Genomic DNA, 21,103 nt, shown 5'->3' with positions numbered 1-21,103 from the left:
ATAATGAAAGAAACAATAGATATCCTTGCCTTTGGTGCTCATGCCGATGATGTAGAAATCGGCATGGGTGGAACCATTGCAAGAATGAGTGAACAAGGTTTGAAGGTAGTTATTTGCGATTTGACGCAAGCTGAACTTTCTTCAAATGGAACGGTTGAAATTCGAAAACAAGAAGCGTCCAAAGCTGCTGATGTCTTAGGTGTTCATGAGCGAATTCATCTGCATTTGCCAGACAGAGGTTTGGTTTTAAAGGCAGAGTATATAGCTGAAATAGCATCAGTCATTCGCACGTATCAACCAAGGATTATATTTGCTCCTTACTTTGAAGATCGTCATCCTGATCATGGAAATTGTGCAAAGCTTGTAGAAGAGGCCATGTTTTCCGCTGGCGTTAAAAATTATATCGATTATAAAAAGCAAAAAGCTCATCGTGCTGAGTCTCTTTATTTCTATATGATAAATGGATTTCATAAGCCAGATTTTATCGTAGATGTATCAAGCACGTTTCAAAAGAAAGTAGCTAGTCTAGAGGCTTATGAAAGTCAATTTATAAAAACAGCAGATACGTTTGATACGCCGCTGGTAAACGGATATATTGAAACGGTAGAGAGCAGAGAGCGATTATTTGGCAAAGAAGTCGGGGTAGCATACGGTGAAGGTTTTTTATCTAAAAAACCGATTTTGATGTACGACGATTTAGTAGGTGGAAAATAAATGAAGTTAAAAATTGGTATTACATGTTATGCTTCCGTTGGAGGTTCAGGAGTGGTAGCAACGGAGCTAGGGAAGCTGCTGGCTGAAAAAGGGCACGAAATTCATTTTATTTCCTCTAGCATGCCTTTTAGATTGACGAAAGTATATCCAAATATTTATTTTCACGAAGTAGATGTAAATCAGTACTCCGTCTTTAAATACCCTCCGTATGATTTGGCTTTATCCAGTAAAATGGCTGAAGTGGCTAAAAGAGAAAAGCTTGACATTATTCATACGCACTATGCAATCCCCCATGCAGTTTGCGGGATTTTAGCTAAACAAATGGTGGAGCACGAAGTGAAAATTGTGACGACTCTTCATGGGACAGACATTACGGTTCTAGGAGAGGATCCATCGTTAAAAGATTTAATTAAATTTGGAATTGAGAAATCAGATGCAGTGACGGCTGTATCTCAGTCACTTGTTGATCAAACTCACCATTTGATTAGTCCAGATAAAGAAATTGAAACGATGTATAATTTTATTGATGAACGAGTTTATCATAAAAAAGAAGTGCAGTATTTAAAAGCGGAGTATGGCATATTAGAAAATGAAAAAGTCGTTATTCATATTTCAAACTTTCGTCAAGTCAAAAGAGTTACAGATATAGTCAAAACATTTGCTATTATTAATAAAAAGCTTCAGTCTAAGCTGCTCCTTGTAGGAGACGGCCCTGAAATGACGGTAGTGTCTCAATTAGTAAGAGAGCTAAATCTTCAAGATTCTGTGTTATTTCTTGGGAAACAAGAAAATGTAGCAGAACTATATTCGATTAGCGATTTAAAACTGTTATTATCTGAAAAAGAAAGCTTTGGGCTTGTGCTTTTAGAAGCTATGGCCTGTGGTGTTCCATGCATCGGAACAAATACAGGCGGAATTCCCGAAGTAATTGAACACGAAAAAACAGGATATATTTGCGAAGTGGGAGACGTCGAAGAGGCAGCGAGCAAAGCAATTCAGCTACTTCAAAATGAACAGCTGCATCACCAAATGAGGGAAGCGTCTCTAAGCGCAGTTAATCATAAATTTCATTCAACAGAGATTGTGAGTCAATATGAAAAACTTTATTATAAATTGGTACAGGGTTGAAGAATGGAGGAAGTTATGAAAGAACCGTTCATTCATCCGCTTTATATTATTGAAAAACTGGAGACAGCCGGTTACGAAGCGTATTTTGTTGGAGGAGCGGTCAGGGATCTCATTTTAAATCGCACGATTGGAGATATTGATATCGCTACGTCGGCTAGGCCTGAACAAGTGATGGAACTCTTTCCTAAGACGATTCATGTAGGAATCGAGCATGGTACGGTTGTCGTTGTCCATGAGAACGAGACCTATGAGGTAACCACTTTTCGCTCTGAGGGAGAATATGATGATTTTCGTCGTCCCTCTTCCGTTACGTTTATTTCGTCTCTGATAGAAGATTTGCAGCGTCGCGATTTTACAATCAATGCAATGGCTATGAATGCAAAAGGAGAAATCATTGATCCATTTAATGGAAGAGAAGATTTGCGAAATCAGCTGATTCGCACTGTCGGAAATGCTAAAGAACGCTTTCATGAAGATGCTCTTCGTATGATGAGAGCCGTTCGCTTTGTCAGTCAGCTGGCGTTTTCGCTGTCTGATCAAACTAAAAGAGCCATTCAGCAATACGGTGAACTGCTGAGGCATGTTTCTATTGAACGCATTACAGTTGAATTCGAAAAAATGCTGAGCGGAAAGCGTCCGTCTTTAGCATTAGCACTTGTAGCAGATACGGAGCTGTATCGCTACTTGCCCCAATTGAATGTAGATCCGCAAAAATTCCGGTCTGTTTGTGCACACGATTGGATGATGCTTCAGCGAGTATCGGAGTCATGGACACTTCTGGTACATCTACTCGATATTCAAGACAAGCAGGCATTTTTTAAAAGCTGGAAATTATCTAATAAGCAAATTAAAGATATTCAGCTTCAGTCTATTGGCCTTCGAGACGTTTTGGAAAATGGATGGTCAAAACGCATCATGTATACAATTGGAGAGCAGGCCAGCGTAAGCGTGAATCGTATTTTACAACTTCTTCGAAGCAATGAGCATATGAATGAACATGAGCTTCTTTACATCTATAGCGAGCTGCCTATTCATTCTTTAAAAGATTTAGATATAAATGGTCAAGATCTTTTAGTGTGGACAGGTAAAAAGGGTGGTCCATGGGTGTCTCAACTGTTAAAAGAAATTGAGGAGAAAGTTCTATACAATGAGTTAATGAACACGAAATCTTCAATAAGAAAGTGGGTGCAGTCTTGCAGTCAGATATAAGAAGAACGCTGCTTGAAATGTTTACGAACGCAGATGGGGACTATGTCTCCGGCCAAAAGATCAGCGATTTATTAGGCTGTTCAAGAACAGCTGTATGGAAGCATATCGAAGAGCTGCGAAAAGACGGCTATGAACTTGAAGCTGTTCGTAAAAAAGGCTATCGCATTGTAGGGAAGCCGAACAAAGTAAGCAGCAACGAGCTTTTATTAGGGCTCCAAACAACAAAAATCGGTCAGTATATTCATTATGAGGAAAGCGTGCATTCTACTCAGAAAATTGCTCATCGAATTGCTCAAGAAGGAGCAAAAGAAGGAACGGTCGTAGTTGCTGAAGAGCAAACGGCAGGGAGAGGAAGACTTGATAGAGCTTGGTATTCCCCAAAATATACTGGTGCCTGGATGAGTATTATACTGCGTCCTTCTATCCCTCCGCAGCAGGCTCCTCAGCTGACTCTACTATCAGCAGTGGCTGTTGTACAGGCCATTCAAGAAGTGACGAACCTTTCTCCAGACATTAAATGGCCTAATGACGTTTTATTAAATGGGAAGAAGCTAGTTGGGATTTTAACAGAAATGCAGGCTGATTTTGACCGGATTCACTCAGTCATCATTGGAATCGGCATCAATGTGAATCAGCAGGAAACGGATTTTAATGAACAAATCAAACACATTGCCACATCTTTACGTATTGAAAAAGGTGAAGAAATTAATCGTGCGGCTTTGATGCAAGCGTTTTTCTTAAAGTTAGAAACCCTTTACGAAGAATACTTAAAAAATGGCTTTGGTTTAATTAAAGTTCTTTGGGAAACGTATGCGATCAGTATTGGCAAGCGAATTATAGCACGCACGATGACAGCCAACATTGAAGGCTTTGCAAAAGGTATAACAGATGAAGGCGTTCTATTAATTGAAGATGATGAAGGAGTTATACACCGAATTCATTCTGCAGATATTGAGCTCTCTGCTAAAAAATAGTAGAAAAATAAAGAAATTTTTATTATAATACGAGTATCAAGGTAGTATCGCAAGAACTTCACTTGATACTCGTTTTTTTATTTTAAATACGATAATAAATCTGCCTTGATCCATTAAGGACTAGGACAGAGGGATGACGCGTAGGTAAGCACATTAGGTAAAGTGTGCTTTTTATAGATGAAGTCTGTCAAAGTCCTTCTTCCTTTTATAGGTAGAAGGACTTTTTGTGTGCAGACGTGCGCTCATCTCCTCTGAGAAGGAGGAGAAAGTTAGTGAAAACAAAATTAGATTTTTTACGTATGAAACAGCACAATGAACCAATTGTGATGCTGACTGCCTACGATTATCCGTCAGCTAAGTACGCTGAGGAAGCAGGCGTAGACATGATTTTAGTAGGCGATTCTCTAGGAATGGTCGTTTTAGGATATGACTCTACGATTCCTGTAACGGTAGATGATATGATTCATCATACAAAAGCGGTTAAAAGAGGAGCTGCTGATACATTTATCGTCACCGACATGCCATTTATGTCCTATCACGTGTCGAAAGAAGACACGATGAAAAATGCTGCTCGCATTATGCAGGAAAGCGGGGCTCATGCTTTAAAAGTAGAAGGTGCAAAGGATGTTCTTTATACAATTTCAGAATTGACGCAAGCTGGTATTCCGGTTGTGGCACATCTCGGGTTAACTCCTCAGTCTGTCGGTGTCCTGGGCGGTTATAAAGTGCAGGGAAAAGAAGCAAAAGAAGCTAAACAGCTAATCCAAGACGCGATCAAGTGTGAGCAGGCGGGAGCTATTGCTGTTGTATTAGAATGTGTTCCTAAACAAGTAGCAAAACAAGTAGCTGAACGCTTGAGCATTCCAACAATCGGAATTGGAGCAGGAGCTGATACGGATGGTCAAGTACTTGTATACCACGATGTATTAACGTACGGAGTAGAGCGTGTGCCAAAATTCGTTCAGTCATTTGCGAAAATAAATGAGCCTATTTTACAGGGGCTTTCTCAATATGTAAGTGAAGTGAAAAAAAGAGAGTTTCCGAAAGAAGCACATACTTTTTCAATGAAAGAAGAGCAGTTAACGGCACTGTACGGAGGAAAATAAGATGAAAGTCATTACAACAATTAAAGACATGCAGCAGGAGATGAAAAAAGAAAAGCAGCTTGGACGTTCAATTGGATTTGTCCCGACGATGGGCTATTTGCATGAAGGCCATGCTACTTTACTTGGAGCAGCCCGCACAGAAAATGAAGTAGTGGCGCTAAGTATTTTTGTGAACCCGACTCAATTTGGGCCGAATGAAGATTTTGATACGTATCCAAGAGATTTTGAGCGCGATGAGCGCGTGGCAAAAGAAGCTAACGTCGACTATTTATTTTATCCTTCAGTAGAGGAAATGTATAAGTCAAGCCATTCAGTTGCTATAACCGTGACAGATCGTGTAGACGTATTGTGTGGACAGAAGCGTCCCGGCCATTTTGACGGAGTAGCCACGGTACTAACAAAGCTTTTTCACATTGTAACACCAGATCGTGCATACTTTGGTAAAAAAGATGCACAGCAAGTTGCTGTAGTAGATAGCTTAATTGAAGACTTTAATTTCCCAGTGGAGCTTAGAGCAGTAGATACGGTGAGAGAAGCAGATGGCTTAGCTAAAAGTTCTCGTAACGTATATTTAACAGATAAAGAAAGAGAAGAGGCACCTGTTTTATTTAAGAGTTTACAAAGCGCTCTGCATCTGCTTGAAAGCGGAGAGAAGCACGTAGAAATTATTAAACAGACCATTCGAAAAGAAATTGAGCAATATACGAGCGGTAAAGTGGATTATATCGAGGTTTATACGTATCCAAAGCTAAAACCGATTAAACAAGCCGCTGGCAAAATCATTATTGCTTTAGCTGTTCAATTCTCTAAAGCACGTTTGATTGATAATGTAATTGTAGACGTACAGGGGGATAACTAAATGTTTCGCACGATGATGAACGCTAAAATACACAGAGCTCATGTAACTGAAGCCAACTTAAATTATGTTGGCAGTATCACCATTGATGAAGATATCATCGACGCAGTAGGAATAGCAGCAAACGAAAAAGTCCAAATTGTAAACAATAATAACGGAGCTCGCTTGGAAACTTACGTGATTCCCGGCGAACGCGGGAGCGGCGTAGTTTGTTTAAATGGAGCTGCTGCAAGACTTGTGCAGCCTGGAGATATTATCATTATTATCTCTTATGCGCTCGTGGCAAATGAAGAAGTAGCCCACCATCATCCAACCGTAGCGATTATGAATGAGCAGAATAAAATCCAACAATTGCTTAAACAAGAACCAGCTGGTACAATTCTATAAGAACAGTCCCCCTTTATGAGGGGGATTTTTATTTGAATACATACGCTAGTAAGTGAACGGTATAAACCTCTATACACACTAAAGTAAAACTCTATGTATGAAAGCCTCTCTGTTTTTACGAGAAGGAGTTGCGCTTTTAAAGCATATAGAGCAGGCTTTCACTTTATACTATAAAAAGACAGACTTGCGAGGTGTTGACCGTGAATAAACGCTTTGTTGTGGTAGATCTTGAAACGACGGGACATTCTCCAAAACAAGGAGATAAAATGATTCAATTTGCTGCTGTCATAGTAGAAGACGGCAATATTGTTGAACGTTTTTCTAGTTTTTTAAATCCTGGTATGGATATTCCGCCTTTTATTACACAACTAACTAACATTCAAAATGATATGGTGAAAGATGCGCCTTTATTTGAAGAAATTTCACCTAAAATTATAGAATTGCTAGATGATGCTTATTTTGTTGCGCATAATGTGGCATTTGATTTAACTTTTTTACAAGAAGAACTCTATCAGTGCGGAGAGGAGACGCTTTATAATTCAACCGTAGATACCGTCGAACTGGCCCGGATTCTGCTGCCTACAGTTGATGGGTACAAACTTAGCCAATTAGCTGAGTATTTACATATTGAACATGAAAACCCTCATCAAGCAGATAGTGATGCAGAAGTAACGGCACGCATTTTACTGTTACTAATTGAAAAATTAAAGAAGCTACCTCTAACAACCTTAAAGCAGCTGTATGCGCTAAGCTTGCACTTTAAAAGTGAAATTGGAGAACTGATTCAACAAGTTATAGATGATAAAAGCTATGCCGAGGATGATTCTTATGAATTTATACATGGCATTGCGCTAAACAAATATCAGCCGCATTCAGCTAATGAAAAGCAGCACTCTCATACTTACGAAATATTTGAAACTGAAAAGCAAAAGCTGTTCCATCAGGCTCTGCCATTGTTTGAAGAACGAAAAGGGCAGTGGGAGATGATGAACTTTGTACAAGAGTGCTTTGCAGGTAATGAGCATGCTTTAATTGAAGCCGGGACCGGTATTGGTAAAACCTACGCTTATTTAGTTCCTGCCGTGTTTTATGCTTCTGTTCATCACCGCCCAGTTATTATCTCAACTAACACGGTAACGCTTCAGCAGCAAATCATCGAAAAAGATGTGCCCATTCTAGAAAAGATTGTTCCGTTTCCTGTTACGGCAGCTGTTTTAAAAGGAAGAGAACACTACATTAGTATAAGAAAATTTATTCAGCTCTTAAAAGAGCGCAATAATAATTACGATGCAATTCTTACAAAAGCGAAGCTGCTTATTTGGCTGACGGAAACGGAAACGGGCGATAGCGATGAAATCAACCTGCCTTCTGGCGGCAAACTTTTTTGGGAACAGCTAAATGAAAGCAATCCGTCTCCGAGTGACTTTAAGCATCCTTGGAAACTTTATTCTTTTTATGAACGAGCGCAGAACAGAGCGCAAAATGCCCATATAGTAGTGACAAATCATCGCTTGCTGTTGATGGATGTGATGAGTAATCATGAGCTGCTGCCTGAGTATGAACAGATTATTATTGACGAGGCTCATCACTTAGAAGACATTGCTGGAGAAGAGCTGGGGGAGCGCTTAGATTATTTTGCGGTTCATGCGCTATTAAACCGAATCGGAACCATTCAAGACAAAGGGCTGTTAAAAAAAATTCATCATACGTTTGTAAAGTATAGCATCGAGCTTAACACTGAATTTCTTCAAAACCTGTTTGTGCAGCTCCATTCTGAGTGCGATGACTTATTTCGTTTGATTCATTCTTTTGTCCAAAAAAGAATCGGCAATCAGCAGGGCGAGATTGGAAGAAGCAGCTATCGATATAAAGTGGAAAAAGAGCATGGGCATTACTGGACGGCTATTCAAGAAGCAGCGTCGCGCATTCGTTTTTTAATTCACGATCTTTTTACATGGAATGATGGGGCAAGACATTCCTTTGACGAACTATATGACAAAGTCACAAAAAATGAACAGTCGTCTCTTCATGAATTTCAAACGGCTGTTAAAGGATTTGAACACATATCTCAGCAAATAGAAAAGCTTTTGTTCAAACAGCAGAGTCATCACGTAACGTGGTTTGAGATTGAACCAAAAGGAGCAGCGAATGCTACGTATATCTATAGTCAGCCTACTTCCATTGCCGATACGCTGGCTGATGAATTTTTCGCCAAGAAACAAAGCGTTATTTTAACATCGGCTACATTGACGGTGAATGGAACATTTGATTATTTAATTCAAGAGCTAGGGTTATATGACTTTCAGCCTGCTCAACTCATTCTCCCTTCTGAGTTTGATTATAGGAAGCAAGCTAGAGTCTATATTCCTCAAGATATGCCTGCTGTTAACGAAGTATCATTATATGAGTATAGCGCTATGATGGCAGAAAGTATTCTTGACGTAGCTAAAGTAACAAATGGTCGTATGCTGGTGCTTTTTACTTCATATGACATGCTGAAAGCTACGTATGGTTATTTAAAAGAGTTAAACGATCTTGAAGAGTTTGTACTGCTCGGTCAAGGAGTCACAACTAGAAATCGTAATAGACTGCTAAAGGACTTCAGCCAGTTTGAGCATTCCATTCTATTAGGTACAAACAGCCTTTGGGAAGGAATTGATCTGCCAGGAGATTTATTATCATGTCTCGTAATTGTCAGACTTCCTTTTTCATCTCCAAATCAACCTTTGCTGACAGCTAAATTTGAGCAGATGAAAAAAGAAGGAAAAAGTCCTTTTATGAATTATTCACTTCCTCAGGCCGTTATCCGTTTTAAACAAGGATTTGGACGGTTGATTCGTTCGAAAAGTGACCGAGGAGCTATATTTATTTTTGATAATCGTATTACGCGAACAGCATATGGGTACCATTTCCTTCACTCACTTCCAAAAGTCCAGGTTGTTCAAAAAACGTTTTCGAATATCTTACTGGACTACAAAGAATGGTGGAATGAAAAGACTTGAGCATACGCTTAAGTCTTTTTTTATGCATACTGTTTCTTCACTTGAGAGACGATAGTAATATACTATGATAAGCAAATGAGGACATTGTATGATTAAAATATTAATAAGCGCCGTACTGTTTTTTAGTTTTATGAACTGCTCGGTTTCAGCAGCCGTCATTAAAAACGTAGATTTTGGTTTACAAGCTGATGAAGTAGTGATCACCTTTTTACCTCTTTCAGCTGGAGAAGCGAGTCTGATTCAAGACGGAAGCGGTGAGACTATTTTGATAAATACCGGGAATGCATCTTCCTATCCCGAGCTGAAGAAGTGGTTGAAGCGATATAAAGTGAAAAAAATCAACCAATTAGTGATTACGAAACAGCAAAAGTACTATGATTCAAATGTTCAGCGAGCTGTGAATGATTATCATATAGAGCGTATTATTGTCCCCGCTCAGTACCAGGCGGAATTTCAAACAGAGAAGTGGAAAGAAAATGATTTATTTCAGTTAACAAATAATATACACGTTGATGTCTTGCATGCATCGAAGCAAAAAATAGCGGCTATGGATCTATTATTTACGATCGGAGAACATCGGATCCTATATGCAATGAGCAGCTCAGATGAAGTAGAAGAAAAGTTTTTACGCATTCCTCTTACCCATGTAGATGTATTGAAAATTCCTGATTTTGGAGAGGGAACGTTTTTTTCGAATGCATTTTTGAAGCAATTAGATACACAGCTTGCCGTTTCTTTTACGAAACCAGGCCGTTCCTATTCCCCTCGACTGCTTTCAAATTTAACAGCTGAATGGATTGAATTGTATGACGTAAGAGAGGGGAGCGCTTACTCTATTAAAATGTCGCTAAAATCCTATGATGTGATGAAATTTTCTGCAAAATAAACAAATTTCCTTTTGCAAAAAGAGGTAAATTCCTTATAATATTATATATGTTTACTTATTTATTCGGTTTTTACGCAAAACGTACAGACGGGATTGATGAGTGAAAAAGATGACGATGGTTTTTGATACCTGTTATAATACGAATATCGTCATTTTTGCGTCGTGATAGACGAGCTAGGAGGTTTACAATGGAAAGTAGGATTGAAGTATTATCAACTGTCCGCGTGGAAAATTCCTCGGATTTATATAAAATTGTTGATAGTTTGAATCGCACGTTGAAAAAGCAAGATTTGATGTTCGGATTAGCGTTAGATGAAGAAGATCAAAGCAAAGCTGTATTTACAATTTATCGTACATAAGTAGGGATTTTATGAAAAAGTTAATTATTGTAGCGGTAGCTGCTGTGCTTTTAATTATCGGAGGCATTTCTTTTAGCATTTATCACTCGTCCGTGAAGGATGTTCAGTCTGCTGAGGAAAAAGCAGCATCCCAAGCAAAAAAAGAATTTAATTTGAAATCTGTCACAAGCACCCAGCCATATTTCGGCAATCATGCATTTTATGTAGTAGAAGGTACAAACCGAAGCAATCAAAAGGTAATTGCTTGGATGCCTAAAAGCAAAAAGCAAACAGCTGTTTTAAAGAAAGCAAGCAGCGGGATCACAAAAGAGAAAGCCATTTCCATTGTGAAAAATGATAAAAACCCGCAGGAAATTAAGTCGGTGCGCCTAGGCATTGAAAATAAAAAGCCGCTGTGGGAAGTAACATATGTGGATAAAGATAAAAAACATTTAACATACTATTATCTTGATTTCTCTAGCGGTGAATTTATAAAACGATACAGCTTATCTCAATCATAAATCGTTTATACCATATGAAATACCATATGTGTCATAATATAAGGTTTCAGCGCTTTATGAAAATGAAGCCAATTTTTTATCTATAATCAGCTCGCGGGCTGATTATAGCTTTAGTTCATAGGGGGAGATTTTAGTGAAGTTAGCAAAACGTGTATCAGCATTAACGCCATCATCAACATTAGCGATTACAGCAAAAGCGAAAGAATTGAAAGCGGCTGGTCATGATGTGATTGGACTTGGAGCAGGGGAACCTGATTTTAATACGCCGCAGCACATTTTAGAAGCGGCTGTTACAGCAATGAATGATGGTCAGACAAAATATACGCCAGCAGGCGGCCTTGCACCATTAAAAGAAGCGGTAATTGAAAAATTCAAACGCGACCAAGGCCTGACGTATTCACCTTCTGAAATTATTGTTTGTACAGGTGCTAAGCACGCACTGTATACGTTATTTCAAGTTCTGTTAGACGAAGGTGACGAAGTGATTATCCCAACTCCTTACTGGGTGAGTTATCCTGAGCAAGTAAAGTTAGCAGAAGGTACACCAGTATTCGTTGAAGGTTCTGAAAATAACGAATTTAAAATCACACCTGAACAATTAGAAGCGGCTATTACTGCTAAAACCAAAGCTGTTATTATCAATTCACCAAGCAACCCAACAGGTATGATTTACACAAGAGAAGAGCTTCAAGCTTTAGGAGAAGTTTGCTTGAAGCACGATATTTTTATCGTATCAGATGAAATTTATGAAAAGCTTGTATATGGTCAAAATGAACATGTATCGATTGCACAGCTTTCACCAGCGTTAAAAGAAAAAACAATTATCATTAACGGTGTTTCTAAGTCACATTCCATGACGGGCTGGCGCATTGGATATGCAGCTGGTGATGCTACAGTTATTAAAGCGATGACAAACCTAGCGAGTCACAGCACGTCAAATCCAACATCTATTGCTCAATATGCAACAATTGCTGCTTATAACGGCACTCAGGAGCCGGTGGAAATGATGCGACAAGCTTTTGAAGAGCGTCTAAACGTAATTCATGAAAAGCTGATTAATATTCCAGGATTCTCATGCTTAAAACCACAGGGTGCTTTCTACTTATTCCCTAATGCAATTGAAGCTGCAAAGTTAACTGGTTTTGATACAGTTGATGCATGGGTAGAAGCTATTTTAGAAGAAGAGAAGGTAGCGCTAGTGCCTGGATCAGGATTCGGTTCACCAGAAAACGTACGTCTTTCTTATGCTACATCACTAGATTTGCTAGAAAAGGCATTGGAACGAATTCAATCATTCATGACTCGTCACATGAAATAAAAAAGTAACAATAGGTAGAAACAAAAGAGCCTTTTAGCACAAATCACACGTGTTAGAAGGCTCTTTTGGTTTGTTACTTGTTATTATGTTTGTCGAAATGTATAATAGGATGGCATACATAATTAAGAAATGTAAGTTTTTTGGAGGGATATTAATCGTGAAAATTACGATTTCAGAAGCAAGCAAGCATGTAGGAAAAGAAGTAACAATTGGTGCTTGGTTAGCGAATAAACGTTCAAGTGGTAAAATTGCCTTTTTACAGCTGCGCGATGGATCAGGATTTATGCAAGGGGTAGTTGTAAAAGCTGAAGTAGAAGAAGAAACTTTTAAATTAGCTAAATCTATGACGCAAGAATCATCACTATATGTAACAGGTGTAGTACGTGAAGATGAGCGCTCACCGTTTGGCTATGAATTAACAGTTACAAGCCTTGAAGTTATTCATGAAGCTGTTGATTATCCAATTACGCCAAAAGAACATGGAACAGAGTTCTTAATGGATAACCGTCATTTATGGCTGCGTTCTAAACGTCAACATGCTGTTATGAAGGTTCGTAACGAAATTATTCGTGCAACGTATGAATTCTTTAACGAAAACGGGTTTACAAAAGTAGATCCGCCAATCCTAACAGGAAGTGCTCCTGAAGGAACAACAGAATTATTCCACACGAAATATTTTGACGAAGATGCATATCTTTCTCAAAGTGGACAGCTTTATATGGAAGCAGCGGCAATGGCGCTTGGAAAAGTATTTTCATTCGGTCCAACGTTCCGTGCTGAAAAATCTAAAACACGCCGTCATTTAATTGAGTTTTGGATGATTGAACCAGAGATGGCTTTCTACCAATTCGAAGATAACTTGAAAGTACAGGAAGAGTATGTGTCTCATGTCGTACAGTCTGTTTTAACAAACTGTAAGTTAGAGTTAAATGTACTAGGCCGTGATACATCTAAGTTAGAACAAATTAAAGCGCCATTCCCTCGTATTTCGTACGATGACGCTCTTAAATTCTTACATGAAAAAGGATTTACAGACATTCAGTGGGGAGATGACTTTGGAGCACCGCATGAAACGGCTATCGCAGAAAGCTATGACAAGCCGGTATTCATTACACACTATCCAACGTCATTAAAACCATTTTATATGCAGCCAGATCCAACAAATGAAGACGTAGTATTATGCGCAGATTTAATCGCACCAGAAGGCTACGGAGAAATCATTGGAGGCTCTGAACGTATTCATGATCAAGAGCTTTTAGCTCAGCGTGTAGAAGAGCACAAATTAGATACTGAAACGTATAAGTGGTATTTAGAGCTTCGTAAGTATGGCTCAGTTCCACATTCAGGATTTGGTTTAGGCCTTGAGCGTACGGTAGCATGGATTAGCGGCGTAGAACACGTTCGTGAAACGATTCCATTCCCACGCTTATTAAACCGTCTATACCCGTAAGGAAGTGAAAAAAGTATTCTGACTCTTGTAGTCAGGATACTTTTTTAGCTTTTTTTATGAATTATAAAAAGAAAAGAAAAACGAGGCTTTTACTTATATCATAAGGAAACAAAGGCAAACATAGAAAAGAGCCTAACTTAAAAGGGAGTTGCAATTCTCGAAAAAATAAGTTAGTGTAATATTCTTGGAAGGAAGTCATCGTTCGTATATATTTTATATGTGCAGAGCAATGGTACGGTTTCAGCGGAAAGTTTTACATAGAAGCTTTTTTAGCTTCGAATAATTATTACTTTGACTATAAACTTCATGATATACTAACTACTGAGGTGTTCGGATATGAAAAAAGAAACGTTAATTGAATGGTTTGAACAAGGCACAGTTTCAATTCCGAAGCTGCTGTTTAATCACTATAGCGATTTGGGAATGAACGAAACGGAATTCATGACGTTAATGCATATTTATGTTTCCATTGAAGGCGGTGAAGGTTTCCCGACACCTAACGAATTGGCGGCAAAAATGAGTATTTCAAGTGCTGTCTGTATGGATACGCTGCGAGCATTAATTCAGCGCGGCTTTTTATCTATTGAGCAAGATCAACAGCAAAACGCCCTTATTTGTGAACGTTATTCATTAAAACCGCTTTGGGAAAAGCTTATTCATCATATGATGCAAGAAACAAGAGAAGTAGAAAAAAGTGAAGAAGAACAAGAAGAGCTTAATTTATATACAATGTTTGAAAAAGAGTTCGGCAGAGCATTGTCTCCGTTTGAATGCGAAACGCTAGCGATGTGGATTGATCAAGATCATCATGATCCCATTATTATTAAAGCGGCACTAAGAGAGTCGGTGATGTCTGGAAAATTAAACTTCCGGTATATTGATCGGATTTTATTTGAATGGAAGAAAAATGGTATTCAGACCATTGATCAAGCCCGCAAGCATAGCCAAAAATTTCGTCAAAATCAACAGCCCAAAAAACTATCTTCTGTTAACCCTTCTCAGTCTACATCAGCCATTCCTTTTTTTAACTGGCTAGAGCAATGACAGGATAAAAAGCTGCTTCAAGATCCAAGTAATTGAATCTTGAAGCAGCTTTTTTAAAAGAATATGGACAAAAGTAGCATTTGACAGGAACCCTATTGTAAAATAGGAGGGAACTACCTGTAAGGAGAAGGAGAACTAGTATGTTAACGTTAAAACAAATCAGACAGTGCCTAGATGCTATGGCGGAAATGTTTCCTGACGCCCACTGTGAGTTAAATCATCGGAATCCCTTTGATTTAGTCATTGCTGTGGCGCTATCTGCTCAGTGCACAGATGCTCTAGTCAACCGCGTAACAGCGGATTTATTCAAAAAATATCAAACGCCTGAAGACTATTTAGCCGTTTCGTTAGAAGAGCTGCAGCAAGATATTAGATCAATCGGCTTATATAGAAACAAAGCTAAAAATATTCAAAAGCTCTGCCGTATGCTCATTGATGAGTATGGAGGAGAAGTTCCAACAGATCGTGATGAGCTGACCAATCTTCCAGGAGTAGGGCGTAAGACGGCTAATGTTGTTGTATCCGTAGCTTTTGGAGTACCGTCAATAGCAGTAGATACGCATGTAGAACGTGTAAGTAAACGCCTTGGGATTTGCAGGTGGAAAGATTCTGTTTTGAAAGTAGAAAAAACGCTAATGAGAAAAGTTCCGAAAGATGAATGGTCAGTCACGCATCATCGACTTATCTTTTTTGGACGCTATCACTGTAAAGCACAGTCTCCTCAATGTCATGTCTGCCCGCTCCTTGATCTTTGCCGAGAAGGAAAGAAACGAATGAAAGGAAGAGAGAAGAAGACAGATGTTACCGATTGAAGTGCCGTCACATTTCATATGCGAACCATTCTATTCAAAAGAAGACCGGATTCTTGAAGTGGGTGGAAAAAATTATTTTGCTTATGATATTTTATACGATGTACATAAAGAAACGAAAACACCTTGGAGGGATGTTCAAAAGAACATACGGCCATTTTTTGAAAAGTGGGAAACTCAAAGGGAAGAACTGTATACGCTTTTTTCTCTGCGAAAAGCAAAAGAAGCAGCCCCTTGTATGAAACAAGCTGCTGCTATGTATATTAGTTTACTGTTTTGGATTAACGGACAGCCCGTTCGGCGTTTAAATCGGCTGCAAGAAGATATAGCGGACCTAACCTATAAGCCTATTAACTGTGCTGAGAGACTTATGTTTTTGCTGCAGCGAGTTTCTTCTTATCAAGCGTATATTCAGCTGACAGAGTTATTTAATGAGCTACGTAAGCAGTATGCAAAAATGCTTATTCTTCACAAGAAATAAAGCCCCTACACGTGTAGGGGCTTTTTACTGCTACGTTAATTTTCAGTTGTTGGCTCTTGCTGCGGTGTAGCAGGTGTTGACGGCGTCGATGGTGTAGCAGGGGTTGTTGGTGGTGTCTGACTTCCTGAGTCACTTCCACCGTTGTCTGCTGGAGGAGTTGTTGTGCCTCCGTTATTACTGTTGTTGCCGCTGTTACCATCGTTAGCATTGCCGCTATCATTATTGTTATTATTGTTATTATCGGTATTGCCGCTATTGTTACCGCCGTTATTGCTGCCATTATTGTTGTTTTGGTTATCATCCGGCTGAGTAGATGAATCGTCCCCTTGATCAGAGCCGTTGTTTTGATCAGTGTTGCTATTGTCTTCATTTTGATTATCGTCCGTTGTTCCGTCATCTTCAGGCTTAGTAGAATCATCTTCGGTAGCTTGATCTGATGAATCAGGGACTTTTACAGAAGAACTAGCGCTTTCGCCCGTATTTGTTGTTACGGTGAAACTATACGTTGCGCCTGGTGCTGGGCTGGAAATTGTTTTTCCACCGGCTCCTGCGCCAGATGCGAGTTGTTCAGAACCGTTAGGAGATGACATTGTGACTGTAAAGGTCGTATCACTGGCTGCGTTTGACGCTGACCAGTTAACTGAAATTGCTCCTCCGCTATACGAAGCAGTAATTTTTGGCTTCACATCTTTATTGTCTTTTTTCTCTTTTTTGTCCTCTTTTTTATCTTCTTTCTTTTCTTCTTTTTCTTTCTTCACAAACGTTTGAGATACTTTTGTCGGTGCAGTACCGCGTACAAAGTATTCTTTAGTAATTAAGCTCGAAGGAGTAGAGCCGCTTGGGCGTTTTAAGTCTTTGCCCGTTGGTTTTTCCACGGAACGTTCAACTACGCTGTCCGGCTGCTTGAAACTTCCTTTAGGTTTGCCTTCAGAAATATGAGTAATAACATGCTTAAAGATATTTTTTGCCATGCCTGTTTCATTAGGACTTAAAATATAGCCGTCTTTAGCAGTTTCATAGCCTGTCCATACGGAAATCGTATAGTTTGGCGTAAACCCATTAAACCAAACGTCTTTTTCACCAGCGTCTGGAATGTTGTATCGTTTTTTCTCGTCAGCACTGAAGTTTGAAGTTCCGGTTTTACCCGCAATTTCTAATCCAGGTGTACGAACAGCACGAGCTGTACCATATGATTCGTTTACAACAGATTTCATCATGTCCGTCATCATAAATGCCGTGTAATCTTGCATTGCGCGTTTTGATTTTGGTGTTAAATCAATTTCTGTTCCATCTGGGAATTTTACCTTTGTCACTGTATGAGGTGCATTGTACATACCTTCATTTGCAAAAGCGCTATAGGCTCCAGCCATTTGTAGCGGTGTAACACCTGTACGGAAGCCTCCGATAGAATAAGATTCAGAATAAGCTTCGCCGTCTTCTTCGTCTAATTTTAGCCCAAGGCCCGTAGCAAACTCTTTTGCTTTGTCTGCCCCGGTTGCTTGAAACGCTTTTAAAGCAGGGATGTTCAGTGAGCGTCCTAAAGCTTCACGCGCTGAAACCCACCCTTTATAATTGCGTCCGAAATTTCGGATTGGCGTGCCGTTTGAATAATGATATTCTTCATCTTTTATCGGTTGTCCAGTGGACCACTTTAAGTTCTCAATCGCTGGGCCGTAATCTAAGATCGGTTTAATGGTTGAGCCGGGCTGGCGTCTCATATTTGTTGCAAAGTTTAAGCCGCCTGACACACGATTACGTCCGCCTCCAATTGCTTGAATACCGCCTGTTTCATTATCTACAACGACAAGACCTGCTTGGAATTTATCATTCGGGAAGTTGACTACTTTGTTATTCATCACATCATCCACATAGTCCTGAGCATTAGTGTCAAGCGTTGTATAAATTTCTAAGCCCGCAGAAAATGGATCTGCGTCTGTTTTCTTTTTTACTTCTTCGATTACTTGATCAATAAATACATCGTACTTAGATGTTGATTCAGTTTGTTTAGCTAAGTGAGCTTGTACATCTACTTGTTTTGCTTTGTCTGCCTCGGCTTGTGTAATAAAGCCGTTCTTAGCCATTAAGTTTAATACTGTGTTACGGCGTTTAGTAGCATTCTCTGGGTTTGTAACTGGGTTATAAGTAGTTGGCGCTTTTGGTAAGCCTGCCAACATAGCAGCTTCATCAAGAGTTAAATCTTTTACGCTTTTAACTCCGTAAAATTTCTCAGCTGCTCGTTCAATACCGTATACTTCACCTGATGCGAAATATATTTTGTTTAAATACATTTCAAGAATTTGTTGCTTGGAATATTTACGCTCAAGCTGGTAAGCTAACCACATTTCTTGTACTTTACGTTTAACCGTCTTCTTTGGTGATAAGAACGAATTCTTTACCACTTGCTGAGTAATCGTACTACCGCCCTCAGCACCGAAGCCGTTTTTAAAGTTCGCCATTAATGCTCCGCCAATTCGGTAAAAGTCGACGCCATGATGTTTATAAAAACGAACGTCTTCCGTAGCGATAAATGCGTTTTTGACGACTTGAGGGATTTCATCGTATTGCACATATGTACGTTTTTGAGCTCCAATTTCTTTTACAACTGTCTTTCCATCGTTTGCATATACTTTAGATGAAAAAGAGTTTTTTAATACCGAGTCATCAACTTTTGGAGCATCGCTTATCATAGCAAAAAAAGTTCCGACTCCGGCAATGAGCCCTATGATTCCTATCAGTAAAACTGCGGCAACAATTTTACGAAATAGGCCTCCTTTTTTCTTCTTTTTCGGTTTTCCTTGAGATTTACCTTCTGGTTTGTTGTCATTCAAAGCTCTTCGTCGTTCTTCACGAGAGCGATAATTATCTGACATAAAAACTCCTACCTTTCAACGCATTGTAAGAGAATGATTTCCGTAAACATATATATCATACTCTTAAAAGTATAATTTATCTATAGTTTTTATGTAATCGATTCTCGGATGGTAACCAAGTTCGATGAAATGTCCTTTTTTTTCAATATCTGCCTTAGGGATTGATTTTCGTCCATCTTTTTTCATGGCATCCCAATAAGGAAAAAGGAACTGTGCTTCGAACAAGTATATTTCTTGTAAAGTAGAGAACATTAATATAACGAAACAAATCCCGTTTTGTTTCACAATTTGCTTCATATGTTCAATTTGATGTTCATGAAAATTACGCAGCGGAAATGAGGTTTTATTTCTCGTTTCTTTTGCTTCAAAGTCAAGGTGTTTTCCTTTATAGACTCCATTATAGTCTGTAGTAGAAGCCTGTTTAAAATAAGCTTCTTTAATAACAGCGGCACTTCTCTTCGGATAGTCTACTTTTACAATTTGAACAGGGGTTGGTTTTTTGTGAACAATGGCTATTCCTTTTGAAACATAGTATTCGTTTGTTTCGTTTAAATCGTCCTCCAGCGTCATACCACGATTGCTATAGCTAGCTTCTAGCTTTTTAGGGGAAGGACTGCTGGTATTCAATGGCTTATAGGCCTTTCCGTTAGGATAGCGAATCATAACCATCACTCCTTTAGTGTAAATCTATTAAACAAACAAATTCTATTATACCAAATCCTACAAATAAAAATAGATGAAAGAAGATGAAGAGATGTCACTCAATAGTTCGGAACAAGCGCTGTTGACGGCGATTAAAAAAACCACAGACAAGCTGAATATTGATAATATATCAAGAACCCAGGCTTATGCAACTTTTTATCATAGATATCCTGAAGTAAAGTGGGCATTTCTCGCAAGTATGGTGTCACGAAACGCAGGATGGAATATGTGTGATTTGCAAGGGGAAAACATGAAAAAAGCGTTATCAAAGCAAACGCGCGATTTATTATTTTTGACGTATGAAAGAGCAAATTGGCTTATTTTTAAAGATGTCTTCCCGCAATTACTATTGTATGCTGTTTCACGTAAAAAACATGTCTCTTACGTTCATTTACTTCCCTATTTAAATGTTTCATCTTTTATCGAAGAGAAGTGGAGACAATTTATGCACAGACCTTGTGAACTGCAGCTTATTCATGCGTTAATTGTGAATGAGCAGCATGTTATTCAACAGCCCGTTATTGAACAGCCTTTTTATCAAGATAGAGTGTTTAAAAGTACGCTGTTTTTTTTTCAAGATATATTCCACTTTAGTTCCGTCCTTTTTCCTACTACAAAAGGGGAATTATACGGTTGTTCTGTTCATGATTTTACAAAAGTAAATAATCGGATTGATTTGGGGAAGAAATTAGCGGCTTTATTATTTCATGAAAAGTATTATCCCTTGTTTTATGAATTTTCTTTGAAAACAAAGCATACGGGTTCGAGATACGATTATGAGCAGTATTTTGTGAATAAAACCAGCTGCCGTACACCTGCTCTTCGAAAGGTGTATCCGGCTATTAGACATCATGAAAAGAAGAGAGAAGAGTGGTTTTTAACGAAAAAAGAGGAACAAAAGCTCATGAAAAAGCCGTCTTTTCCAAAGAAAGTTCATTTTACAAAGTGGTATCTTCAAAAGCAAAAGCAGCTGTATATATTAATGAAAGTAGCGCAAGTATTTAATGTAAATAAAAACGGTCACAAGTGACCGTTTTGTTCTTAAGTAGAAGGCTGGTTAGGACCGTTTAACTTTTTAGGATCACCGTAGGTTTTTGTTTCAGGCTTATTTTTAGGCTGTGATTTTTGCTGTTTGTTGGCCATATCTAGGCACCTCCTATCATGTTGTAATAAACGTTCAGCAGCGGAATGTATCTGCTTAGCTGAAATGTCTATACTAGTGTTTTCAATATGTTCACTTTCGATTCACCATAAATGAAAATGTCGAAAACATCTTTCTTTGACGAATAGAAACTAGTTTTGTCATGT

20 protein-coding genes are annotated in these 21,103 nt (G+C 38.8%); 17 read left to right on the top strand and 3 right to left on the bottom strand.

The annotated features are described in order from the left end of the window. Positions 1-3: 3 nt before the first annotated feature. From bshB1 to ACFX4R_RS06145, 16 genes are all read left to right on the top strand, one after another. A complete protein-coding gene (bshB1, locus tag ACFX4R_RS06220) occupies positions 4-714 on the top strand; it encodes a bacillithiol biosynthesis deacetylase BshB1 (protein ID WP_016763451.1) in 711 nt (236 codons plus the stop codon). Continuing rightward, complete coding sequence (gene bshA / locus ACFX4R_RS06215; RefSeq protein WP_043979511.1) at positions 715-1,842, top strand: N-acetyl-alpha-D-glucosaminyl L-malate synthase BshA; 1,128 nt, start codon at positions 715-717, stop codon at positions 1,840-1,842. Between the two features lie 15 nt (positions 1,843-1,857). Further along, positions 1,858-3,051 carry a CCA tRNA nucleotidyltransferase gene (locus ACFX4R_RS06210; protein ID WP_028407961.1) on the top strand — a complete coding sequence of 398 codons (1,194 nt, stop codon included), beginning with the start codon at positions 1,858-1,860 and terminating at the stop codon, positions 3,049-3,051. Then, positions 3,036-4,025, top strand: a complete 990-nt coding sequence (locus tag ACFX4R_RS06205) for a bifunctional biotin--[acetyl-CoA-carboxylase] synthetase/biotin operon repressor (protein ID WP_013056096.1) — start codon at positions 3,036-3,038, stop codon at positions 4,023-4,025. Before ACFX4R_RS06210 ends, ACFX4R_RS06205 begins: the two co-directional genes overlap by 16 nt. 272 nt (positions 4,026-4,297) lie before the next feature. Next, positions 4,298-5,131, top strand: coding sequence for a 3-methyl-2-oxobutanoate hydroxymethyltransferase (panB, locus tag ACFX4R_RS06200; protein WP_043979506.1), 834 nt, complete (start codon positions 4,298-4,300; stop codon positions 5,129-5,131). A gap of 1 nt (position 5,132) precedes the next feature. After that, on the top strand, positions 5,133-5,990 hold the full coding sequence (panC, locus tag ACFX4R_RS06195; RefSeq protein WP_377569145.1) for a pantoate--beta-alanine ligase: 858 nt from the start codon (positions 5,133-5,135) through the stop codon (positions 5,988-5,990). Beyond that, positions 5,991-6,374, top strand: coding sequence for an aspartate 1-decarboxylase (gene panD / locus ACFX4R_RS06190; RefSeq protein ID WP_013056099.1), 384 nt, complete (start codon positions 5,991-5,993; stop codon positions 6,372-6,374). It abuts the gene before it with no gap. A 200-nt stretch (positions 6,375-6,574) separates the two neighbouring features. Then, the gene (gene dinG / locus ACFX4R_RS06185) at positions 6,575-9,376 is read left to right on the top strand and encodes an ATP-dependent DNA helicase DinG (protein ID WP_377569143.1); all 2,802 of its coding nucleotides are present in this window, start codon (positions 6,575-6,577) and stop codon (positions 9,374-9,376) included. 88 nt (positions 9,377-9,464) lie between these two features. Continuing rightward, the gene (locus tag ACFX4R_RS06180; protein WP_057241804.1) at positions 9,465-10,262 is read left to right on the top strand and encodes a ComEC/Rec2 family competence protein; all 798 of its coding nucleotides are present in this window, start codon (positions 9,465-9,467) and stop codon (positions 10,260-10,262) included. A 188-nt stretch (positions 10,263-10,450) separates the two neighbouring features. Beyond that, entirely contained in the window at positions 10,451-10,621 is a 171-nt protein-coding gene (locus ACFX4R_RS06175; protein WP_013056102.1) for a YpmA family protein, read from the top strand. A gap of 11 nt (positions 10,622-10,632) precedes the next feature. After that, entirely contained in the window at positions 10,633-11,121 is a 489-nt protein-coding gene (locus ACFX4R_RS06170; protein WP_013056103.1) for a cell wall elongation regulator TseB-like domain-containing protein, read from the top strand. Between the two features lie 133 nt (positions 11,122-11,254). Continuing rightward, the gene (locus ACFX4R_RS06165; protein WP_013082327.1) at positions 11,255-12,439 is read left to right on the top strand and encodes a pyridoxal phosphate-dependent aminotransferase; all 1,185 of its coding nucleotides are present in this window, start codon (positions 11,255-11,257) and stop codon (positions 12,437-12,439) included. A gap of 157 nt (positions 12,440-12,596) precedes the next feature. Then, entirely contained in the window at positions 12,597-13,889 is a 1,293-nt protein-coding gene (asnS, locus tag ACFX4R_RS06160) for an asparagine--tRNA ligase (protein ID WP_028407969.1), read from the top strand. Positions 13,890-14,225: 336 nt separating this feature from the next. Next, the gene (locus ACFX4R_RS06155; protein WP_016763459.1) at positions 14,226-14,933 is read left to right on the top strand and encodes a DnaD domain-containing protein; all 708 of its coding nucleotides are present in this window, start codon (positions 14,226-14,228) and stop codon (positions 14,931-14,933) included. A gap of 140 nt (positions 14,934-15,073) precedes the next feature. Beyond that, positions 15,074-15,745 carry an endonuclease III gene (gene nth, locus ACFX4R_RS06150; RefSeq protein ID WP_377569141.1) on the top strand — a complete coding sequence of 224 codons (672 nt, stop codon included), beginning with the start codon at positions 15,074-15,076 and terminating at the stop codon, positions 15,743-15,745. After that, positions 15,732-16,223, top strand: a complete 492-nt coding sequence (locus tag ACFX4R_RS06145) for a YpoC family protein (protein ID WP_016763461.1) — start codon at positions 15,732-15,734, stop codon at positions 16,221-16,223. The genes nth and ACFX4R_RS06145 overlap by 14 nt, the downstream gene beginning before the upstream one ends. A 35-nt stretch (positions 16,224-16,258) precedes the next feature. On the opposite strand, the gene ACFX4R_RS06140 is transcribed toward ACFX4R_RS06145, so the two are convergent. Then, positions 16,259-19,093 carry a transglycosylase domain-containing protein gene (locus tag ACFX4R_RS06140; RefSeq protein ID WP_377569139.1) on the bottom strand — a complete coding sequence of 945 codons (2,835 nt, stop codon included), beginning with the start codon at positions 19,091-19,093 and terminating at the stop codon, positions 16,259-16,261. Between the two features lie 63 nt (positions 19,094-19,156). Next, positions 19,157-19,756: a Holliday junction resolvase RecU gene (gene recU, locus ACFX4R_RS06135; protein ID WP_014460963.1), complete on the bottom strand. Its 600-nt coding sequence runs from the start codon at positions 19,754-19,756 to the stop codon at positions 19,157-19,159. 73 nt (positions 19,757-19,829) lie between these two features. Between recU and ACFX4R_RS06130 the strand changes: the two genes are divergently transcribed. After that, entirely contained in the window at positions 19,830-20,825 is a 996-nt protein-coding gene (locus tag ACFX4R_RS06130) for a DUF2515 family protein (protein WP_162213868.1), read from the top strand. Positions 20,826-20,836: 11 nt separating this feature from the next. On the opposite strand, the gene ACFX4R_RS06125 is transcribed toward ACFX4R_RS06130, so the two are convergent. After that, positions 20,837-20,938, bottom strand: a complete 102-nt coding sequence (locus tag ACFX4R_RS06125; RefSeq protein WP_016763465.1) for a hypothetical protein — start codon at positions 20,936-20,938, stop codon at positions 20,837-20,839. Positions 20,939-21,103 lie beyond the last annotated feature (165 nt).

It is taken from the genome of Priestia sp. YIM B13490 (assembly GCF_042787735.1).
Classification (GTDB): Bacteria; Bacillota; Bacilli; order Bacillales; family Bacillaceae_H; genus Priestia; species Priestia megaterium.
Note: the sequence above shows the minus strand (reverse complement) of the source record. Positions and strands in the feature narration are given on the sequence as shown.

Excerpts from the sequence above, each read along its gene's own strand:
- ACFX4R_RS06145 (WP_016763461.1), top strand. The coding sequence starts at position 15,732 with ATGTTACCGATTGAAGTGCCGTCACATTTCATATGCGAACCATTCTAT.
- nth (WP_377569141.1), top strand. The coding sequence starts at position 15,074 with ATGTTAACGTTAAAACAAATCAGACAGTGCCTAGATGCTATGGCGGAA.
- ACFX4R_RS06155 (WP_016763459.1), top strand. The coding sequence starts at position 14,226 with ATGAAAAAAGAAACGTTAATTGAATGGTTTGAACAAGGCACAGTTTCA.
- ACFX4R_RS06125 (WP_016763465.1), bottom strand. The coding sequence starts at position 20,938 with ATGGCCAACAAACAGCAAAAATCACAGCCTAAAAATAAGCCTGAAACA.
- ACFX4R_RS06130 (WP_162213868.1), top strand. The coding sequence starts at position 19,830 with ATGAAAGAAGATGAAGAGATGTCACTCAATAGTTCGGAACAAGCGCTG.
- bshB1 (WP_016763451.1), top strand. The coding sequence starts at position 4 with ATGAAAGAAACAATAGATATCCTTGCCTTTGGTGCTCATGCCGATGAT.
- ACFX4R_RS06170 (WP_013056103.1), top strand. The coding sequence starts at position 10,633 with ATGAAAAAGTTAATTATTGTAGCGGTAGCTGCTGTGCTTTTAATTATC.
- recU (WP_014460963.1), bottom strand. The coding sequence starts at position 19,756 with ATGATTCGCTATCCTAACGGAAAGGCCTATAAGCCATTGAATACCAGC.
- ACFX4R_RS06210 (WP_028407961.1), top strand. The coding sequence starts at position 1,858 with ATGAAAGAACCGTTCATTCATCCGCTTTATATTATTGAAAAACTGGAG.
- ACFX4R_RS06175 (WP_013056102.1), top strand. The coding sequence starts at position 10,451 with ATGGAAAGTAGGATTGAAGTATTATCAACTGTCCGCGTGGAAAATTCC.
- ACFX4R_RS06180 (WP_057241804.1), top strand. The coding sequence starts at position 9,465 with ATGATTAAAATATTAATAAGCGCCGTACTGTTTTTTAGTTTTATGAAC.
- ACFX4R_RS06140 (WP_377569139.1), bottom strand. The coding sequence starts at position 19,093 with ATGTCAGATAATTATCGCTCTCGTGAAGAACGACGAAGAGCTTTGAAT.
- bshA (WP_043979511.1), top strand. The coding sequence starts at position 715 with ATGAAGTTAAAAATTGGTATTACATGTTATGCTTCCGTTGGAGGTTCA.
- panD (WP_013056099.1), top strand. The coding sequence starts at position 5,991 with ATGTTTCGCACGATGATGAACGCTAAAATACACAGAGCTCATGTAACT.
- panC (WP_377569145.1), top strand. The coding sequence starts at position 5,133 with ATGAAAGTCATTACAACAATTAAAGACATGCAGCAGGAGATGAAAAAA.